Source organism: Mycobacterium sp. MAC_080597_8934 (assembly GCF_000523975.1).
GTDB classification, from domain to species: domain Bacteria; phylum Actinomycetota; class Actinomycetes; order Mycobacteriales; family Mycobacteriaceae; genus Mycobacterium; species Mycobacterium avium.
Genome location: NZ_JAOS01000006.1, coordinates 64,637 through 82,121, shown reverse-complemented (window position 1 = coordinate 82,121; position 17,485 = coordinate 64,637). Strand labels below are relative to the sequence as shown.

Here is a 17,485-nt window from a genome sequence, read left to right as displayed (position 1 = left end):
CCTCATCACCGTCAGACCGGTATCGATTCCAGCAGCGCGGTGATTAGCTGGGCGAGCAGGTCGGGGTTGATGGTTCCCGGGCGCAGCACCTCTTCCATCGCCACGCCCAGGTTGAGGGTGACGACGAGCTGGGCGATGTCGGTCAGCCGCCGGTCGCCCGGCACCGTGTCGGTCGACTCGACGATGTGCAGGGCCTGGTCGGCCGCGGCGCGGCGGCGCTCGATCAGGCGTTCCCGAAGCTGCGGATCGCGCTGGGCGCGCAGCCAGTACTCGACGAGCAGCACGTAGTAGTCGGAATGGTCGCGGACCGAGTCGAGCACCGACCGGCTCACCTCGCGCGCGGCCGCGGTGGTGTCGCCGGCGCTGCGGTCCAGCGCTATCGCGATCTGCTGCCCGCGCAGCTCGAACTCGCGGTCGAGCAGGGCCAGGAACAGCTCGTCCTTGGACTCGAAGTTGGAATAGACCGCTCCCTTGGTGAACCCCGCGGCCTGACCGATCGCGTCGATGGTGGCCCCGGCGAAGCCCTCGGCCGCGAACACCTTCGCCGCCGCATCCAGGATCCGGTCGCGAACCTCGCCGCGGGTGGGGCGGCTGCGAAGCGGTTTGACGGGCGACATGCCCAGCAGCATACCGGCCAGTATCGGACAGATACCAGCGAGTATCGAAGATCACCCGGGCGGTCCTCCGCCGACCCCGGGAGTTCGTCAGCCGAGCCTGGCCGCGGTGCGCTCCCACAGTTCGGCGGCCAATCGCGGATCGTCCGCCAGGCGAGTGGTTTTGCCGATCTTGCGCTTGGCGTAGTACGCGCCGGACGTCCACTCCGAATCGGGCGGGCTCGACGCCAGCCGCACCAAGGGGTCGGCGCCCTGGTCCGGGCTCGAGATGAACAGCGCCGCCGGGGTGTACCGCTGCATGAACACCAGAAATCGCGAACCCGAGGCGATGCCGATGTTGGAGTTGACGTTGCCGGGATGCACGGCCGCAACGGAAAGGCCGCGCGCGTGGTAGCGCCGGTGTAATTCCTTGGTGAACAACACGATTGCCAGCTTCGAGTACGCGTAAGCGACGGCGGGCCTGCGGTTGGCGGTGTTCTCCAGGTCGTCGACGGTGGCACGGAGGATCAGCTTGTGCGAGGAGCTGGTCGTGTTGACGACCGTGGCCCGGGACTCCAGCAGCACATCCAGCAACTGGGTGGTCAACAGGAACGGCGCCAGGTAGTTGACCTGATAGGTGCGTTCGTAGCCGTCGGCCGTCAGCTCGATCCTGCTGGCCACCCCGCCCGCGTTGTTGAGCAACACGTCGATGCGCGGGTATTGCGCACGCATCTTGTCCGCCAGCGCCCGCACCTGGGACAGGTCGGCGTAATCGACGACGAAGTGATCGGCGCCCAATTCGGCGGCCACCACGGCGGTCTTGGTTTGGGAGCGGCCGACCACGACGATCCGGTCGCCGGCGCGGCTGAGGCGACGAGCCGCGGCCGCGCCGATGCCGTCGCTGGCGCCCGTGATGACAATCGTCCTGCGCGTCATTGCCAGACCTCCACGGGGAGTGTAGCGATCACGCAGAGGTGGCGGCCTGACCCCGGCTCAGGCCAGCGAATACCGCACCGGCAGGTGCTTGAGGCCGCCGACGAAGGTGGTGGCCACTAGCTCCGGATCACCGGTCAGCTCAATGGATTTCAGCCGGGGAAGCAGCTCGGTGAAGAAACTGTTGACCTCCATGCGGGCCAGCGCCGCACCCATGCAGAAGTGCACGCCGTAGCCGAAGGCCAGATGCTTGTTGGGGTCGCGCCCGACGTCGAAGCGGAACGGCTCGTCGAACACGTCCTCGTCGCGGTTCGCCGAGACGTAGGACAGCAGCACGGATTCGCCCGCGGCGATGGGCACTCCACGCACCACGGTGTCTTTGGCGGCGGTGCGCATGAACTCCTTGACCGGGGTGACCCAGCGGATCATCTCCTCGGTGGCCAGCGGCATCAGGTCGAGGTTGTCGCGCAGCCGCTGCAGCTGGTCGGGGTTCTCGATGAGTGCCTGCAGGCCACCGGAGATGGTGGCGCTGGTGGTGTCGTGGCCGGCGGTGGCGACGATCAGGTAGTAGGAGACGGTGTCGATGTCCGAGAGCGGTTCGCCGTCAACCCGGGCGTTGGCGATCGCCGACGCGAGATCCTCGGTCGGATGCTCGCGGCGCGCGGCGGTGACACCGTTGAAGTAGCCGAACATGTCCAGCAGCGCCGGCAGCTGATCCTCGTTGGAGCTGCCGCGCTTGAATTCCGAGTCGTCGCTGCCGAACAGCTCCTGGGTCAGTTTGAGCATCCGGGGGAAGTCGGCCTCCGGCAGGCCCAGCAGCGACATGATCACGTAGAGGGGGTAATTGACCGCGACCTCCTGGACGAAGTCGCATTCCGGTCCGGCCGCCAGCATCTTGTCGACGTAGATCTTGGCCAGCTCGTCGACGCGAACCTTCAACGCCCGCATCGCCTTTGGCCGGAACCAGTCCGAGCCGATGGCGCGCACCACCCGGTGCTGGGGGTCGTCCATGTGGATCAGGGTGCGCACCCCCGCGGCGGCCTGCATCTCGTCGCCCTCGGCGGTCGTCAGCACCGGGCGCGGCCAGTTGGTGAACAGCATGTTCTCCCGCTCGATGTCCATGACGTCGGCGTGTTTGGTGATCGCCCAGAACGGCTTGTAGTTCGGCACCTCCACCCAGGACACCGGGGCGTTGGCGCGCAGGTGGGTCAGTGCCGCATGCAGTCGCTGCTCGTCGGTGTAGGCCATCGGATCGGCCAGCAACTTGGCGGCCTCGTCCATCGTGGTTGTGCTCACTGGTGCAACTCCTCGATCCGGGATGCTCGGTGCCGCCGACCTCGAGACGGCCGGGGTCAGGCATGCGGGTAACTTTACAGTAAGCAATCCAGTATGTGACCCTGCAGATCTGCGGCCCGCCCCCGACTGGTCGCGCGACGAATCCTCCATGAGGTAGGACATAGGCATGCCGAAAGCCCAGGACTGGGAAGAAACGCTCGCCGATCTCCAGCGGCGCCGTCAGCACGCGTTCGACATGGGCGGCCCGGAGCGGCTGGACAAGCACCGCAACAAGGGCAAACTCGACGCCCGCGCCCGCATCGAATACCTGCTCGACCCGGGCACGTTCCGTGAACTCGGCACCCTGGTCGGTGGCGAGATCGCCGCCGATGGCCTGGTGGTCGGCTCCGGCGAGATCAACGGCACGCCGGTGATGCTGGGCGCCGAGGATTTCACCACCCTGGCGGGCAGCATCGGGCCCGGCGGCAACTCGAAGCGCTACCGCATCGCCGAACTGGCGTTGCGGGACAAGATTCCGTTGGTCATGCTGCTCGAGGGCGCGGGCTTTCGCCCCACCGGCGGGCATTACGGCCGCACCCCGACCGACCTGCTGGCCCAGGCGCAGTGCTCTGGTCGCGTCCCGACCGTCGCCGCCGTGCTCGGCCCGTCGGCCGGACACGGCGCGCTGGTGGCCCCGGTCTGCGACTTCCGGATCATGAGCAGGCAGGGGGCGATCTTCACCGCCGGGCCTCCCGTCGTCAAAGAGTCCACCGGAGAAGACATTTCGAAAGAGGACCTGGGCGGGCCGGATGTCGCGCTGCCCAGCGGCGTGATCCACAACGTCGCCGAAAACGACGAAGCGGTGCTCGACGACGTCCGCCGCTACCTGTCCTACTTCCCGCCCAGCGCCTGGTCGTACCCGCCGTCGCTGCCCGCCGGCGACGCCGCCATGCCGCGGCCGACGCCGGAGCTGCTCGACATCGTCTCCCGGGACAACCGCCGCGTCTACGACATGCGCGCCGTGCTCGACGTGGTGTTCGACAGCCCCGACTGGTTCGAGGTGCAACCCCAGTTCGGCAAGGCGATCATCTGCGCGCTCGCCCACCTCGGCGGCCACCCCGTCGCGGTGGTGGCCAACCAGCCTCAGGTGCTGGCCGGCTCCATCGACGCCGACGCCGCCGACAAGGCGGCACACTTCATCATGGTGGCCGACTCGTTCCACCTGCCGATCGTCTTCCTCGCCGATAACCCGGGCATGCTGCCCGGCAGCCGGTCCGAACGCAGCGGTGTGCTGCGCGCCGGCGCGCGGATGTTCGCCGCCCAGACCGCGGCGACCACGTTGAAGCTGCACGTCACGCTGCGCAAGGCGTACGGGTTCGGGTCGATGGTCATGTCGCTGTTGGGATTCGACCATCAGGTCGCGACGTTCGCCTACCCGGGTGCAACCATGGGCGCGATGAGCGCGGCGGCGCTGAGCCGCGCCTCGCACGCCGGTGAGGACCTCTCCACCAAGCTGCGCAACGCCGAGCTGCAGGCCTCCTACCGGTCGGCCGAGCACATGGGGTTCGACGAACTCATCGACCCGCGTGAGACGCGGGACGCGTTGCTGGCGTCGTTGCGGCGCGGCCTGTCCAGCCGGCAGGCCGCCGCCGAACCGGTGAGCCGGACCGTCATCATGCCCTGAACCGGTACGCCGCGAGAGTGCAACTACCGACGGCACCTCTCGGGAAACGCGTCGCTAGTTGCACTTTCGCGGTCAGCCGGCTCGGTAGGCGGCGACGATCGGCTCGAGCTCGTCGGGTGTGGCGCCGTGCAGGATGACCGCGTCGGCGCCGTAGTCGAATTCCTGGCGGATGCGGGCCACACACTGCTGCGCAGACCCGGTGGCCGAGGGTTCCAGCCATTCGTCGGGGATCAGCGTCGCGATGTGCTCGATCTGCTCCGGGGTGGCCTTGTGGTCGATCCCGCCGGCGATCGACGTCACCACCGGGTCGTCGCGGAACCGTTGCAGCACAGCGGAATCCCAGTCGTTGGTGCGCACCAGCAGGTCTCCGTAGCCCTGCAGGTAGGTGGCCAGCCGGGCGACCGTCTTCTTCAGCCGCAGCTGTTCGGGCAGATGGTCGCCGACGGTGGCGAAGCACGACCACACCCGCACGCTGTCGGGGTCGCGGCCCGCCTTCTCCGCGGCCGACTTGACGGTCTTGACGCTGCGCTGCAAGGTCTCCGGGGTGAAGTAGGTGTGCAGTATGACGTCGTCGAATACCCGCCCGCCGAGCGCGAGCGTGTTGGGCCCGAACGCCACCAGGGCCAGCCGGATGTCCTCGTTGAAGTCCGGATCGAGAAACAGGATGGGGTACTTACCCATCGGTCCGTCGTGGTTGAAGATCAGCTCGCCGTGCCACAGGCGGCGCATCACCCCGGCCCAGTCCTCCATCTGCGCGGTCGTCACCGCCGGTATGCCGAACGCCCCATAGATCGCGGCGATCCCCCGTCCCACGCCGAGGGTGAACCGGCCGCCGGACAGTCGATGCATCGTGGTCGCCCACGACCCGGTGATCAGCGGATGACGGGTGTTGTGATTGGTTGCGGCGGTGGCGATCTGCATCCGGTGGGTGACCGCGCACGCCGCCCCGACCAGAGACGACGCCTCTTTGACGTTCCACCGCTCGGAGATGAAGGCGGTGCCGAAGCCGAGTTCCTCGCCGCGGCGGGCCTCGTCCATCAGGGTCGCGGGGCCCTCACCTCCTGCCCCGGCCAGCAGATAGAAGCCCAACTCGTCAAGCACCCGGTCGCTCAATTCCAAACCCCTTGCTGGTAGCCGCAGTTCCAAACCTCGGTGATCTTGCCATCGACGACCCGGAAAACCTCGATGCCGGCGATGTTGGTTTCCGCGCCGTCCTTGGTCCTGATCGTCGAGTCGTAGACGATCGCCACGTGCTCGCCGTCGTCGCCCTCGACGACGACGTTGAGGTCGAAGTGCAGCGAGTCGGCCATCTCCCACATGTCCACCACCCGCTGTACCGCCTCGGCGTGTGTCAGCGTGTGCGCCGCGCCGACCTCATGCCGGATAACCGTGTCGCCCAACAACTCCCGGGCCAGTTCGATGTTGCGTTCGTTCCACACCACCAGGTTGTACAGCTCGACCACGGTGCGAGCGGTCCAGGTGGGCCGCATCAGGCAAGCACCGCGTCGCGCAGGAACCGGTCGGTGATGCGCTGTACCCGCCGGGAGAAGATGTGCCCGACGTGGCTGCCGTCGTACCAGTACAACTGGCCGGCCCAGCGGTCCTGTAAGGCGTTCGCGGGCTCGCGCATCGCCATCCGGTCGTGCCAGGCCCCCACGATGAGCCGGCGCTCCGGCGGCGGCGCCGGGGTCACCGCCAGCGGGTCGATCACCGAGGTGAGCCGGGTGACCACCGGGGATTGCAGCAGTTCGCGGAATCCGTCCCGGGCCGGCCCCCAGCGCTGCAGGTGCCGGGCGATCATCGCGTTGAGTCCCAGGATGGGCGTGTACAGCGCGACGGCGTCGACCTGCCTCTCCAGGTGGGAGACCAGTGCGGCCACCGGGCTGCCCATCGAAATGCCCGCCACCACAAGGGTGCTGGCCTGCGACCGGGCCCAGCGCACCACGGCGCGCACCTCCGACACCGCGCGCATCATGCCCGCGACGTTGCCCAGCGGATCCATGTCGGGGTAGACCGGCCACTGCCGGCGCCGGCACCCGTGTCCGGGCTGTACCGGCATCGCGATGTTGAACCCCAGCTCGCGATGTATTCGGCCGATGCCGGACAGCAGCAGGTCTTCGGTGCCGCCCTGGCCGGCGCCGTGCACCCAGACCAGCCAGGGTCTGGGCCCGTCACGGTGCCGGCGCAGGTGCACCACCGCCCGGGCCGGGCCGCCCAAGCCGTCGGCCACCAGCGTCGCCGGCAGCGCGGGGTCGTGCTCGAAGGCCATCCGTTCGTAGTCGAGACCGGCGATGCTGCGCCGCCGAATCGAGGTCGGCCGCAACGGGTTCGGCGCGGCGTGCGCGCCGTCGATGCCCAGCGCGGCGAGTTCCTCGGCGGCAGCGGCGCAGGCGTCGACCGGGCGCAGCGCCGCCGGGCTGCCACCCAGCAGCGAAAAGGCGCTCAGCACAAGCTCGTCCAGCATGACCTCACCGAACTGGCGTGCACCGCGGGGCGACAGCGGAGCCCAACCGGTCGACTCCTGCAGGCCCGCCACCGTCCGCGGCACCAGCATGGCCAGTTCCCGGGCGGCGTCTCTGGCCAGGCTGAGCCCGCTCAATGCCTTCGCCATCCGCTCACCTTCAACTAAGCCAGCTTGAAACCGGTGTAGCCGCCGGCCGCGATTTCGTCGCACCTGCGCCGGTATTCGGGGATCCCGCCGGTATAGCCCATGTACATCCGTTTCTTGCCGGGCACGTTGCCACCGTTGTACCAGGAGTTGCACGACGGGTGGACCAGAACCGTGGGCGCGACGAGCGCGGTGGTGTGCTCGATCCACTCCTGCTGGGCGGTGCTCAGCGCCTCGATGGTGCGAATGTGGTTGGCGCGCAGGTATGCGATGCAGTCGCCGATCCATTCCACGTGCTGTTCGAGGGCGGCGACGAAGTTGGTGGCGGCACTGGGGCTGCCCGGGCCCTGGACGGTGAACAGGTTCGGAAAGCCGGCGACCGCCAGGCCCAGATACGACAGCGGCCCCTGGGTGGCCCAGAACTCGGCCAGCCCGATGCCGCCGCGGCCCCGGATGTCGATCCGGCTGAGCGCACCGGTCATGGCGTCGAAGCCGGTGGCGTAGACGATGACGTCGAGCTCGTGGAATCGGTCGTCGGTGCGAATGCCGGCCGGGGTGACCTCCCGGATCGGCGCCTTGCGCAGGTCGACGAGGGTGACGTTGTCGCGATTGAAGGTCTCGTAGTAGCCCTGGTCGATGATCGGCCGCTTGCAGGCGAAGGGATGCACCGGCACCAACGACGCCGCGGTCTCGGGGTCTTTGACGATCCGCGCGACCGCCTCGCCGTACAGTTCGGCGGCCATCCGGTTGGCTTCGATGTCGAAGAAGACGTCACCCCAGTTCAACGCCCCCAGGACGCCGTGCTCCTCGATGGCGCGCAGTTGTTCTTCGCGGGTGGCCGATTTCAGCGGCGGCCGCCCGAGCATTTCCAGCAGGACGGAAAAGGCGCTCAGCCGGGCCGCGCCGATCGGGTGGGCGCGTTGAGCGGCGCGGATTTCGCCGTAGCGCGCCTTCATCTCGTCCAGCTCGCCGGGTTGGAATCGGTGCACCCGCCAGGGCAGGGTGTATGCGGGTGAACGCTGAAACACCGAGAGGTGCAACGCTTCTCGGGCAACCACGGGGATGAGCTGGACACCGGTCGAGCCGGTGCCGATGACGCCGACGCGCTTGCCGGTCAGGTCGACGCCCGCGGCCGGCCAGCGGCTGGTGAACAGCGACGTCCCGGCGAAGGTGTCCATCCCGGGGATGTCGGGCTGCAGCGGCACGGACAGGATGCCGGAGGCGGCGACCACGAACGGAACGCGGAAGGTGTCGCCGGACCGGGTGCGCACCGACCACCTCGCGGCGTCTTCGTCGAAGGTCATCGCGACGACCTCGGCGCCGAATTGGATGTCGCGGCGCAGGTCGAGCCGGTCGGCGACGTAGTTGAGGTAGGCCAAGATCTCGGGCTGCGCCGGCATCGACTCCGTCCACACCCACTCCTGCTGGATCTCCTCGGAGAAGCTGTAGGAGTATTCGATGCTCTCGATGTCGCACCGTGCGCCCGGATAGCGGTTGAAAAGCCAGGTGCCACCGACGTTTTCGGCCATCTCCAGCACCCGGGCGGGGATGCCGAGTTGGCGCAGCCGGTGCAGCATGTACAGCCCGGAGAATCCCGCGCCGATGACGAGTACGTCGAACGGGGTGTCGGCTTCGGTCATCCTCACCGCCCTGGCTGGTCAGCCGCTGTCGTCATGTCACTCCTTGCCGCGCGACGGCCGGACTGCTGAAATCTATACTGTAATGGACTTAGTATCAACGTATCGGAGGCGCTGGCGTGAAAGTCCCCTTCACCTGGAAGGTCACCGGCTGGTTCATGGTCGGCTGGTCACCGGAGTTCCCCATCGGAGAGGTGCGCCCGTTGCACTATTTCGGCGAGGACCTGGTGGCCTACCGCGACGAGTCCGGCGAACTGCACATCTTGGAGGCGCACTGCAAACACCTGGGCGCCCATCTCGGGCACGGTGGCACGGTGGTCGGCGACTGCGTGCAGTGCCCCTTCCACGGCTGGCGCTGGGGGCCCGACGGCACCAACCGCTACATCCCCTACCAACCCGATCGGCCCAACCGCGGGTTGCGGCTGAAGGTGTACCCGGTGCGCGAGCAGTACGACTGCGTGTTCGTCTGGCACCAGCCGCACGGCAAGGAGCCGCAGTGGGAGATGCCGGACATCTTCGGTAAGTTCCCGCAATTCGAGACCGACCCGGCGGCCTACTACCGGGCCTACCCCGAGTTTTCCCGGCGCGCCGAGCGTGAGCCGGTGCATCCGCAGATCGTGGCCGAAAACGCGCCCGACAGCGCCCATTTCGAGTACGTGCACCACGCCACGGTGACGCCGCGGGTGCTGGACTGGAAGATCGTCGAGCAGGAATGGCAGTTCGTCGCCGGCTGGCCCGATGCCAACAGCGACGACCCCGAGGCCCTCGCGCTGCGCTTCCACAGCCACCTGTTCGGCCTGGGCGGGGCGATCAGCGTCTTCGAAGGCGCGCAGAACCATCGGCTGATCTTCACCTGCACACCGGTCGACGACGAGTGCTCGGACCTGTTCTATTCGATCTGGTGGCCCCGCCTCCCCGGCGACACCGCCGACGTGCCCGAGGGCAAGCTGCGCGAGGTCATCGAAAAGCAGTTCCTGTCCACCGTCTTCGACGATCTGCAGATCTGGCGCTACCAGAAATACGTCGAGCACCCGCCGCTGTCCAAGGTCGACGCCAAAGGCTATATGGCACTGCGCAAATGGGCCACCCAATTCTATGAGTTGCCGCCGGCCGGAACGTCGTCACCGGCATGACGGACCTGGCAGAGCTGGTGGCGCCGGCGCACACCGCCGTCATCACGCAAGAAGTCCAGGGCGCGGTCGTCGGTCCCGACGCCGGCCTGGGCGCGCTGGCCGCGGAAGCCCGCCGGGTCGCGCTGCCGAACATCGTGCGGCTGTTGCCGCCGGCCCGCGCAGCCGGTGTGCGAATCGTGCACTGCCTGGTGCAGCGGCGCCCGGACGGACTGGGCTCCAATCACAACGCCAAGATCTTCGCGCTGGGTCGCCGCTCCGGGCAAGGCCGGGTGGACATCTCCCCCGGCACCCCGGGGGCCACGCTGTTGCCCGAATTAGGCTCCGCGCCAAGCGATTTGGTGCTGAGCCGGTGGCATGGCGTGGGCCCGATGGGCGGTACCGACCTCGACGCGGTGTTGCGCAACCTGGGCGTGTCCACCCTGGTGGTGGTCGGCGTCTCGTTGAACATCGCGATTCCCAACGTCGTCATGGATGCGGTCAACGCCGCCTACCGCGTCGTCGTCCCGCGCGACGCCGTCGCCGGCGTCCCCGCCGAGTACGGCGAGGCGGTCATCGCGAACACGTTGTCGCTGCTGGCCACCATCACCACCACCGACGAGCTGCTGCGCGCCTGGAGCCGGCCATGACCGACACCGCACCCGGCACGCTGGACGGGTCTGCCGGCGGATTCCCCGAGATCAAGCCCGCCGAGTCGGCGCCGCCGGGTCTGGGCCGGCTGGTCGCCGCGCTGCGCCGGCTGCAGGACCTGACCGTCGCCACCAACCCGGCGGATCCGCTGTGGACCGTCGCCGCCCGGCACGTCGAGGACGCCTGCGCGGTGCTGGACGGCCACCAGGTTCCCGAAGGCGTGTCGCCGGCCGGGCGGGTCATCGAACTGCCCGGCCTCGGCCACCCGCTGCTGCCGCCGTGGACCGTCGTCGACTCCGGCGCGCACGGCGTCACCATGCAGGGGCATTTCACCCGATCGCACGTGGGCGGCAACAACGCCGTGCACGGCGGCATGATCCCGCTCTACTACGACTGGCTGTTCGGCATGGTGGTGTCCGGCGCGAACTGTCCACCCACGCGCACCGCCTTCCTACACGTGGATTACCGCAACGTCACCCCGATCGACGCGCCGCTGACGGCGCACGGCCGCATCACCGACGTCGACGGCCGCAAGATCTTCATCTCCGCTAGCATGACGGCGGCCGACGGCACGCTGCTCAGTGAGGCCACCGGCCTGATGGTCCGCCTGCTACCCCACCAGCCGTGAGAGGCAAAATGTCCGACACCACAACAGCATTCACGGTACCGGCGGTCGCGAAGGCCGTCGCGGCCGCGATTCCCGACCGCGAGCTGATCATCCAGGGCGACCGTCGCTACAGCTACCGGCAGGTGATCGAACGGTCGAACCGGCTCGCCGCGTATCTGCACTCCCAGGGTCTGGGATGCCACACCGAGCGCGAGGCGCTGGCCGGCCACGAGGTGGGCCAGGACCTGCTCGGCCTCTACGCGTACAACGGGAACGAATTCGTCGAAGCGCTGCTGGGCGCCTTCGCGGCGCGCGTCGCCCCGTTCAACGTCAACTTCCGCTACGTCAAAAGCGAACTGCACTACCTGCTCGCGGACTCCGAGGCGACCGCGCTGATCTACCACGCGGCGTTCGCGCCCCGGGTGGCCGAGATCCTGCCCGACCTGCCGCGGCTTCGGGTGCTCATCCAGATCGCCGACGAGTCGGGCAACGAATTACTCGACGGCGCAGTGGATTACGAGGACGCGCTGGCGTCGGTGTCCGCGGAGCCACCGCCGGTGCGGCACTGTCCGGACGACCTGTACGTGCTGTACACCGGCGGCACCACGGGAATGCCCAAGGGCGTGTTGTGGCGTCAGCACGACATCTTCATGACGTCCTTCGGGGGGCGCAACCTGATGACCGGCGAGCCCTCGTCGTCGATCGACGAGATCGTGCAGCGCGCCGCGTCGGGGCCGGGAACCAAGCTGATGATCCTGCCGCCGCTGATCCACGGCGCGGCCCAGTGGAGCGTGATGACGGCGATCACGACCGGCCAGACGGTCGTCTTCCCCACTGTCGTCGACCATTTGGACGCCGAGGACGTGGTGCGCACCATCGAGCGGGAAAAGGTCATGGTGGTGACGGTGGTGGGTGACGCGATGGCGCGCCCGTTGGTCGCGGCCATCGAGAAGGGGATCGCCGACGTGTCGTCGCTGGCCGTGGTGGCCAACGGCGGCGCGTTGCTGACCCCGTTCGTCAAGCAGCGCTTGATCGAGGTACTGCCGAACGCGGTGGTCGTCGACGGCGTCGGGTCGTCGGAGACCGGGGCGCAGATGCACCACATGTCGACGCCCGGGGCGGTGGCGACCGGCACCTTCAACGCCGGCCCGGACACCTTCGTGGCGGCCGAGGACCTGTCGGCGATCCTGCCGCCCGGGCACGAGGGGATGGGCTGGTTGGCCCAGCGCGGCTATGTCCCGCTCGGGTACAAGGGCGATGCCGCCAAGACCGCCAAGACCTTTCCGGTCATCGACGGGGTGCGCTACGCGGTGCCGGGCGACCGGGCACGCCACCACGCCGACGGCCATATCGAGCTGCTGGGCCGCGACTCCGTGTGCATCAATTCCGGCGGCGAGAAGATTTTCGTCGAGGAGGTCGAGACGGCCATCGCGTCGCATCCCGCGGTGGCCGACGTGGTGGTGGCCGGACGGCCGAGTGAACGGTGGGGCCAGGAAGTCGTCGCGGTGGTCGCGCTGTCCGACGGCGCCGCCGTCGACGCCGGAGAATTGATCGCCCACGCATCGAATTCGCTGGCGCGCTACAAGCTTCCCAAGGCGATCGTGTTCCGTCCGGTGATCGAGCGCAGCCCGTCGGGCAAGGCCGATTACCGGTGGGCGCGCGAGCAGGCGGTGGACGGATGAAACCCGCTGGGGCCGAGCGCTTTTAGGCTAGGAGCACACCGATGAAGTACCAAGGGCGGGTCGTGGTGGTCACAGGCGCCGGCTCGGGCATCGGCCGGGCGCTGACGCAGGCGCTCACCGCGGGCGGCGCGCATGTCGCGGCGTCCGACATCGACGACAACGGCCTGGCCGAAACCCAGGCGTCGTGCGGGCCCGGACAGGTCACGCCGTATCGCATCGACGTGGCGGACCGGGATGCGGTGCTGGGCTTCGCCGATGAGGTGCGCCGCAAGCACGGACCCGCCTCGATGGTGTTCAACAACGCCGGCGTCGACCTGTTCGCCAGCGTGGCCGACATGTCCTGGGAGGACTTCGACTGGCTGATGGGCATCAACGTCGGCGGTGTGGTCAACGGGACCAAAGCCTTTCTGCCGCAACTCATCGAAGCCGGCTCCGACCGGCGGCCGTCGCGGTTGGTCAACCTGTCCAGCGCCTTCGGTCTCATCGCGGTCCCCTACCAAGGGGCCTACAGCACGTCGAAGTTCGCGGTGCGCGGTTTCACGGAGGCCCTGCGCCAGGAGATGATCATCGAACGCCATCCGGTGACGGTGCACTGCGTGCACCCCGGAGTCGTGCGTACCAACTTCGGCGCCAACATGCGCACCTCGGACACCGAGGATCCCGACCTGGCCGCCCAGCTCTTCGACCGGGCGGCGCTCACCACCCCCGCCAGGGCCGCCCGGCTCATCCTGCGCGGCGCCGAGAAGAACCGGGCCCGGATCCTGATCGGGGCCGACGGACGGGCGATGGCGGCGCTGCCCCGGCTGCTCGGCGTGGCTTATGCGGGCCTGCTGGCGCGTGCCGCGCGGTTGACCGACTCCCGCGCGGCCCACTCCGGACGCTGACCACACCTGCGGCGCCGCAGCCGGTGGCGATCGGGGCATGGCCCCGCCATATTGTCTACTGTAATAATTACAGTATGATCTTACGAAGAAGTGTTCGATCGTGCTGAGATCAAGATGCTGGAGATCAGGTGACGACCAACGTTCCCACCGCCGCCGGAGGCGAGACCGTCAGCCTGCGTGACCCCTACCCGTTCTTCGCCCGCAAACGCCGCGAGGCCGGCGTGTTCGCCGGCACGGTGATGGACTACTCCAAGACGCCGGAGTCCCTGATGCCCAAGCAGGAATACTCCGCGGTGTCCTTCGACGCGGTCAACACCGTGTTCCGCGACGGCCGGGTGTTCAGTTCCAAGCCGTACGACAAGACCATCGGGCTGTTCATGGGGCCGACGATCCTGGCGATGGAGGGCAAGAAGCACCGGGACCACCGCAACCTGGTGTCTGCGGCGTTCAAGTCCAAGGCGCTGGCCCGGTGGGAGCCCACCATCGTGCGCCCGATCTGCAACGCGCTGATCGACGAGTTCATCGATGCCGGAACCGCCGACCTGGTAAGGCAATTCACCTTCGAGTTCCCCACCCGGGTGATCGCCCGGCTGCTCGGGCTGCCCGATGAAGACCTGCCGATGTTCCACACCCGCGCGGTGCAGTTGATCAGCTACCACGTCGACTACGAACGGGCCTTCGAGGCGTCGGCGGCGCTCAAGGACTACTTCCTCGAGCAGATCGAACAACGTAAGTCCCAGCCCACCGAGGACATTATCGGCGACCTGGTCACCGCGGAGATCGACGGCGAAAAGCTCAGCGACGAGGCCATCTACTCGTTCCTGCGGCTGCTGTTGCCGGCCGGGCTGGAAACCACCTACCGGTCGTCGGGAAACCTGCTGTATCTGCTGCTGACCCACCCGGACCAGTTCGCCGCGCTGCAGGCCGATCGCGAGCTGCTGGCGCCGGCGATCGAGGAGGGGTTGCGCTTCGAGACGCCGCTGACCACCGTGCAGCGGTTCACCACCGAAGACACCGAACTGCAAGGCGTGCGGATTCCGGCGCGTTCGGTGATCGGCGTGTGCATCGGTTCGGCGAACCGCGACGAGCGGCGCTGGGAGCGTTCCGAGGAATTCGACATCTTCCGTAAACACGTGCCGCACATCTCCTTCGCCGCCGGCGAGCACACCTGCCTGGGCCTGCATCTGGCGCGGCTGGAGACGCGCGTCGCGATGGAATGCCTGCTGAATCGGCTGACCAACGTCACCCTGCTCAGCGACGACGACCCGCACATCCACGGTCAGCCGTTTCGGTCTCCGACGGCACTTCCGGTTACCTTCGACGCCAAGTAGGGTCCCGGGAATGGTGAAGGTAATGCAGGGCTTTCGGGTCCTCGAGGTTGCGCAGTTCACGTTCGTCCCGGCCGCCGGCGCGATCCTGGCGGACTGGGGAGCCGACGTCATCAAGGTCGAGCACCCGGTGCGCGGCGACACCCAGCGCGGCTTCGTGAACATGGGTGGCATCCAGGTTGATCCGGAGCGTCACCCGCTGATGGAGCACCCCAACCGGGGCAAGCGCAGCGTCGGGGTCGACGTGTCCACGCCGGGCGGCCAGGAGGTGATCTACGAACTGGCCAAGACTTCCGATGTGTTCCTCACCAATTACATGCCCGCGCAGCGTCGCAAGCACAAGTTCGACGTGGAGCACATCCGGGCGGTCAACCCGAACATCGTGTACGCCCGCGGTTCGGCGTACGGGGACAAGGGCGCCGAGCGTGACGTCGGCGGTTACGACGGGACGGCGTTCTGGACGCGCAGCGGGATCGGCTACGCGCTGACGCCGGAGGAGTTGGGCGGCGCACTGGGACAAGGCATTCCCGCATTCGGCGATTCCATCGGCGGCATGTTCATCGCCGGCGGGATCTCGGCGGCGTTGCTGCACCGTGAACGCACCGGCGAGGCCGTCGAGCTCGACGTGTCGCTGCTGAGCACGGCATGGTGGGCGGCGGGCGCCAGCGTGACGCAGGGCATGGAGACCGGCGAAGTGATGCGCACCCCGATGCCGGGTGCCGGGGCGCCGTCGGTGAATCCGTTCATGGGCAACTATGAGACTTCCGACGGCGGCACCATCAACCTGTGCATCATCAGCCCGACCGGGCTGATCCGCGACACGTTCGAGCACCTCGGCATCCCCGAGGCGGCCGACGATCCCCGGTTCTGTGATGTGCTGCCGCTGATCCAGAACGCCGACGCGGCCGCCGAGCTGATCGCAAAGGCGTTCGCCGCCAAGCCCTTTGACTATTGGCGCCAGCATCTGAAGACGATGAAGGGCCAGTGGGCACCGTTCCAGAGCCTGCTCGACCTGATCGACGACGAGCAGGCCATTGCCAACGACATGATCGCGGAGGTCGAACTCGCCGGCGGCGGAAAGCCTTTCCGCGTGGTGCGCGGTCCGGTGCAGTTCAATCACGAGCCGCTCGCCACGACGAGGGCACCCCAGGCCAGTGAGCACACCGAGCTGGTGCTGATGGAGTTGGGGATGGACTGGGACCGCATCGAGGAGCTCAAGAATGCAGGAGCCATTGCGTGAGTGCGAGTCGCGCCGCGACGATGCAGAGCGAAGCGATGAGGAGGAGCGGCGCCAATGAATGACGTCGCCATCATCGGCGTCGGCCTGCACCCGTTCGGCCGCTTCGAGGGCAAGTCCGCGATGGAGATGGCCGTCGACGCCATCCAGCTCGCGGTGGCCGACGCGGGTGTCGAATGGAAGGACATCCAGGCCGCCACCGGGGGCAGCTGGACGGTGGCCAACCCGGACGCGATCGTCGGCATGGTGGGGCTTTCGGGCATTCCGTTCACCAACGTGTTCAATGCCTGCGCGACCGCGGCCAGTGCCGCCAAGGCGTGCGCCGACGGAATCCGGCTCGGTGACTACGACATCGGCATCGCCATCGGCCTGGACAAGCACCCGCGGGGTGCGTTCACCGAGGACCCGGCCCTGGTGGGGATGCCGCGCTGGTATGCCGAGAATGGGCAGTACCTCACCACACAGTTCTTCGGCATGAAGGCCAACCGCTACCTGCACCAGCACGGCATCTCGCAGCGGACCCTGGCCAAGGTCGCGGCCAAGAACTTCCGCAACGGCGCCCGCAACCCGAATGCCTTCCGGCGCAAGCCGATCCCGGAGGATGAGATCCTCAACTCGCCGATGCTGAACTACCCGCTCACCCAGTACATGTTCTGCGCGCCCGACGAGGGCGCGGCGGCGGTGGTGATGTGCCGGGCCGACATCGCGCACCGGTACAGCGCCAAGCCCGTCTATCTGCGCGCGGTCGAGGTGCGCACCCGCCGCTACGGCGCCTACGAGGTGAACACCACCTTCGCCCCGGTCGACGAGGATGTGGCGCCCACCGTGTACGCGGCGCGGGCCGCGTTCGAAAAGGCCGGTGTGGCACCGCAAGACGTCGACGTGATCCAGCTGCAGGACACCGACGCCGGGGCGGAGATCATCCACATGGCGGAGTGCGGGTTCTGCGCCGACGGCGAGCAGGAGAAGCTGCTCGCCGACGGAGTCACCGAGATCACCGGCGCGATGCCGATCAACACCGACGGCGGGCTGATCGCCAACGGCGAACCGATCGGCGCGTCCGGCCTGCGCCAAATCCACGAGCTGGTGCGGCAATTGCGTGGCGAAGCCGGCGATCGGCAGGTGGCCGGTGAGCCGCGCGTCGGGTTCGCTCAGCTCTACGGTGCCCCGGGTACCGCGGCGGCCACCATCCTCACCACCTGACCGTCGCCGAGCGTGCACCCAGCGCGAAAAAGTGCGCGGAATTTCGCGGCCAGT

Annotated in this window: 16 protein-coding genes; 9 read left to right on the top strand and 7 right to left on the bottom strand. The window is 68.0% G+C overall.

The window, feature by feature from the left end; genetic code table 11:
• Window positions 1-11 precede the first annotated feature (11 nt).
• From NF20_RS05595 to NF20_RS05585, 3 genes are all read right to left on the bottom strand, one after another.
• Window positions 12-629 (bottom strand): TetR/AcrR family transcriptional regulator, encoded by a 618-nt coding sequence (locus NF20_RS05595; RefSeq protein ID WP_003873142.1) that lies wholly within the window; start codon window positions 627-629, stop codon window positions 12-14.
• Window positions 630-704: 75 nt separating this feature from the next.
• Window positions 705-1,529 (bottom strand): SDR family NAD(P)-dependent oxidoreductase, encoded by an 825-nt coding sequence (locus NF20_RS05590; protein ID WP_023897878.1) that lies wholly within the window; start codon window positions 1,527-1,529, stop codon window positions 705-707.
• 57 nt (window positions 1,530-1,586) lie between these two features.
• Window positions 1,587-2,807: a cytochrome P450 gene (locus tag NF20_RS05585; protein WP_020371241.1), complete on the bottom strand. Its 1,221-nt coding sequence runs from the start codon at window positions 2,805-2,807 to the stop codon at window positions 1,587-1,589.
• A 181-nt stretch (window positions 2,808-2,988) separates the two neighbouring features.
• Here NF20_RS05585 and NF20_RS05580 point away from each other — a divergent pair, with 181 nt between their 5' ends.
• Window positions 2,989-4,485 carry an acyl-CoA carboxylase subunit beta gene (locus NF20_RS05580; RefSeq protein WP_009975813.1) on the top strand — a complete coding sequence of 499 codons (1,497 nt, stop codon included), beginning with the start codon at window positions 2,989-2,991 and terminating at the stop codon, window positions 4,483-4,485.
• A gap of 72 nt (window positions 4,486-4,557) precedes the next feature.
• Here NF20_RS05580 and NF20_RS05575 read toward each other — a convergent pair whose 3' ends face one another.
• The 4 genes from NF20_RS05575 to NF20_RS05560 are packed head-to-tail and all read right to left on the bottom strand — an operon-like array spanning window position 4,558 to window position 8,733.
• Complete coding sequence (locus NF20_RS05575; RefSeq protein WP_019732716.1) at window positions 4,558-5,598, bottom strand: TIGR03857 family LLM class F420-dependent oxidoreductase; 1,041 nt, start codon at window positions 5,596-5,598, stop codon at window positions 4,558-4,560.
• Window positions 5,595-5,975 carry a nuclear transport factor 2 family protein gene (locus tag NF20_RS05570; RefSeq protein ID WP_003873147.1) on the bottom strand — a complete coding sequence of 127 codons (381 nt, stop codon included), beginning with the start codon at window positions 5,973-5,975 and terminating at the stop codon, window positions 5,595-5,597. Before NF20_RS05570 ends, NF20_RS05575 begins: the two co-directional genes overlap by 4 nt.
• The gene (locus NF20_RS05565; RefSeq protein WP_009975810.1) at window positions 5,975-7,096 is read right to left on the bottom strand and encodes a PHB depolymerase family esterase; all 1,122 of its coding nucleotides are present in this window, start codon (window positions 7,094-7,096) and stop codon (window positions 5,975-5,977) included. The genes NF20_RS05570 and NF20_RS05565 overlap by 1 nt, the downstream gene beginning before the upstream one ends.
• 14 nt (window positions 7,097-7,110) lie before the next feature.
• Window positions 7,111-8,733: a flavin-containing monooxygenase gene (locus NF20_RS05560; protein WP_011724246.1), complete on the bottom strand. Its 1,623-nt coding sequence runs from the start codon at window positions 8,731-8,733 to the stop codon at window positions 7,111-7,113.
• A gap of 116 nt (window positions 8,734-8,849) precedes the next feature.
• On the opposite strand from NF20_RS05560, the gene NF20_RS05555 reads away from it, so the two are divergent.
• The 8 genes from NF20_RS05555 to NF20_RS05520 all read left to right on the top strand — a co-directional run bounded on the left by NF20_RS05555 (window position 8,850) and on the right by NF20_RS05520 (window position 17,431).
• Entirely contained in the window at window positions 8,850-9,863 is a 1,014-nt protein-coding gene (locus tag NF20_RS05555) for a Rieske 2Fe-2S domain-containing protein (protein WP_011724245.1), read from the top strand.
• Window positions 9,860-10,489, top strand: coding sequence for a cysteine hydrolase (locus NF20_RS05550; RefSeq protein ID WP_019732715.1), 630 nt, complete (start codon window positions 9,860-9,862; stop codon window positions 10,487-10,489). The genes NF20_RS05555 and NF20_RS05550 overlap by 4 nt, the downstream gene beginning before the upstream one ends.
• The gene (locus NF20_RS05545) at window positions 10,486-11,118 is read left to right on the top strand and encodes a PaaI family thioesterase (protein WP_011724244.1); all 633 of its coding nucleotides are present in this window, start codon (window positions 10,486-10,488) and stop codon (window positions 11,116-11,118) included. Before NF20_RS05550 ends, NF20_RS05545 begins: the two co-directional genes overlap by 4 nt.
• Window positions 11,119-11,126: 8 nt before the next feature.
• Window positions 11,127-12,779 carry an acyl-CoA synthetase gene (locus NF20_RS05540; RefSeq protein ID WP_011724243.1) on the top strand — a complete coding sequence of 551 codons (1,653 nt, stop codon included), beginning with the start codon at window positions 11,127-11,129 and terminating at the stop codon, window positions 12,777-12,779.
• Window positions 12,780-12,820: 41 nt separating this feature from the next.
• On the top strand, window positions 12,821-13,663 hold the full coding sequence (locus NF20_RS05535) for an SDR family NAD(P)-dependent oxidoreductase (protein ID WP_009975804.1): 843 nt from the start codon (window positions 12,821-12,823) through the stop codon (window positions 13,661-13,663).
• A 128-nt stretch (window positions 13,664-13,791) separates the two neighbouring features.
• Window positions 13,792-14,994 carry a cytochrome P450 gene (locus NF20_RS05530; RefSeq protein WP_009975803.1) on the top strand — a complete coding sequence of 401 codons (1,203 nt, stop codon included), beginning with the start codon at window positions 13,792-13,794 and terminating at the stop codon, window positions 14,992-14,994.
• 22 nt (window positions 14,995-15,016) lie between these two features.
• On the top strand, window positions 15,017-16,231 hold the full coding sequence (locus NF20_RS05525) for a CaiB/BaiF CoA transferase family protein (RefSeq protein ID WP_011724241.1): 1,215 nt from the start codon (window positions 15,017-15,019) through the stop codon (window positions 16,229-16,231).
• Between the two features lie 54 nt (window positions 16,232-16,285).
• The gene (locus tag NF20_RS05520) at window positions 16,286-17,431 is read left to right on the top strand and encodes a thiolase family protein (protein ID WP_009975800.1); all 1,146 of its coding nucleotides are present in this window, start codon (window positions 16,286-16,288) and stop codon (window positions 17,429-17,431) included.
• Window positions 17,432-17,485: the final 54 nt, after the last annotated feature.

What these genes read in the sequence shown, in the direction of transcription:
- NF20_RS05595 (WP_003873142.1), bottom strand. Translation starts at nt 629, where the DNA reads ATGCTGCTGGGCATGTCGCCCGTCAAACCGCTTCGCAGCCGCCCCACC.
- NF20_RS05590 (WP_023897878.1), bottom strand. Translation starts at nt 1,529, where the DNA reads ATGACGCGCAGGACGATTGTCATCACGGGCGCCAGCGACGGCATCGGC.
- NF20_RS05585 (WP_020371241.1), bottom strand. Translation starts at nt 2,807, where the DNA reads ATGGACGAGGCCGCCAAGTTGCTGGCCGATCCGATGGCCTACACCGAC.
- NF20_RS05580 (WP_009975813.1), top strand. Translation starts at nt 2,989, where the DNA reads ATGCCGAAAGCCCAGGACTGGGAAGAAACGCTCGCCGATCTCCAGCGG.
- NF20_RS05570 (WP_003873147.1), bottom strand. Translation starts at nt 5,975, where the DNA reads ATGCGGCCCACCTGGACCGCTCGCACCGTGGTCGAGCTGTACAACCTG.
- NF20_RS05565 (WP_009975810.1), bottom strand. Translation starts at nt 7,096, where the DNA reads ATGGCGAAGGCATTGAGCGGGCTCAGCCTGGCCAGAGACGCCGCCCGG.
- NF20_RS05560 (WP_011724246.1), bottom strand. Translation starts at nt 8,733, where the DNA reads ATGACCGAAGCCGACACCCCGTTCGACGTACTCGTCATCGGCGCGGGA.
- NF20_RS05550 (WP_019732715.1), top strand. Translation starts at nt 9,860, where the DNA reads ATGACGGACCTGGCAGAGCTGGTGGCGCCGGCGCACACCGCCGTCATC.
- NF20_RS05545 (WP_011724244.1), top strand. Translation starts at nt 10,486, where the DNA reads ATGACCGACACCGCACCCGGCACGCTGGACGGGTCTGCCGGCGGATTC.
- NF20_RS05540 (WP_011724243.1), top strand. Translation starts at nt 11,127, where the DNA reads ATGTCCGACACCACAACAGCATTCACGGTACCGGCGGTCGCGAAGGCC.
- NF20_RS05535 (WP_009975804.1), top strand. Translation starts at nt 12,821, where the DNA reads ATGAAGTACCAAGGGCGGGTCGTGGTGGTCACAGGCGCCGGCTCGGGC.
- NF20_RS05525 (WP_011724241.1), top strand. Translation starts at nt 15,017, where the DNA reads ATGCAGGGCTTTCGGGTCCTCGAGGTTGCGCAGTTCACGTTCGTCCCG.
- NF20_RS05520 (WP_009975800.1), top strand. Translation starts at nt 16,286, where the DNA reads ATGAATGACGTCGCCATCATCGGCGTCGGCCTGCACCCGTTCGGCCGC.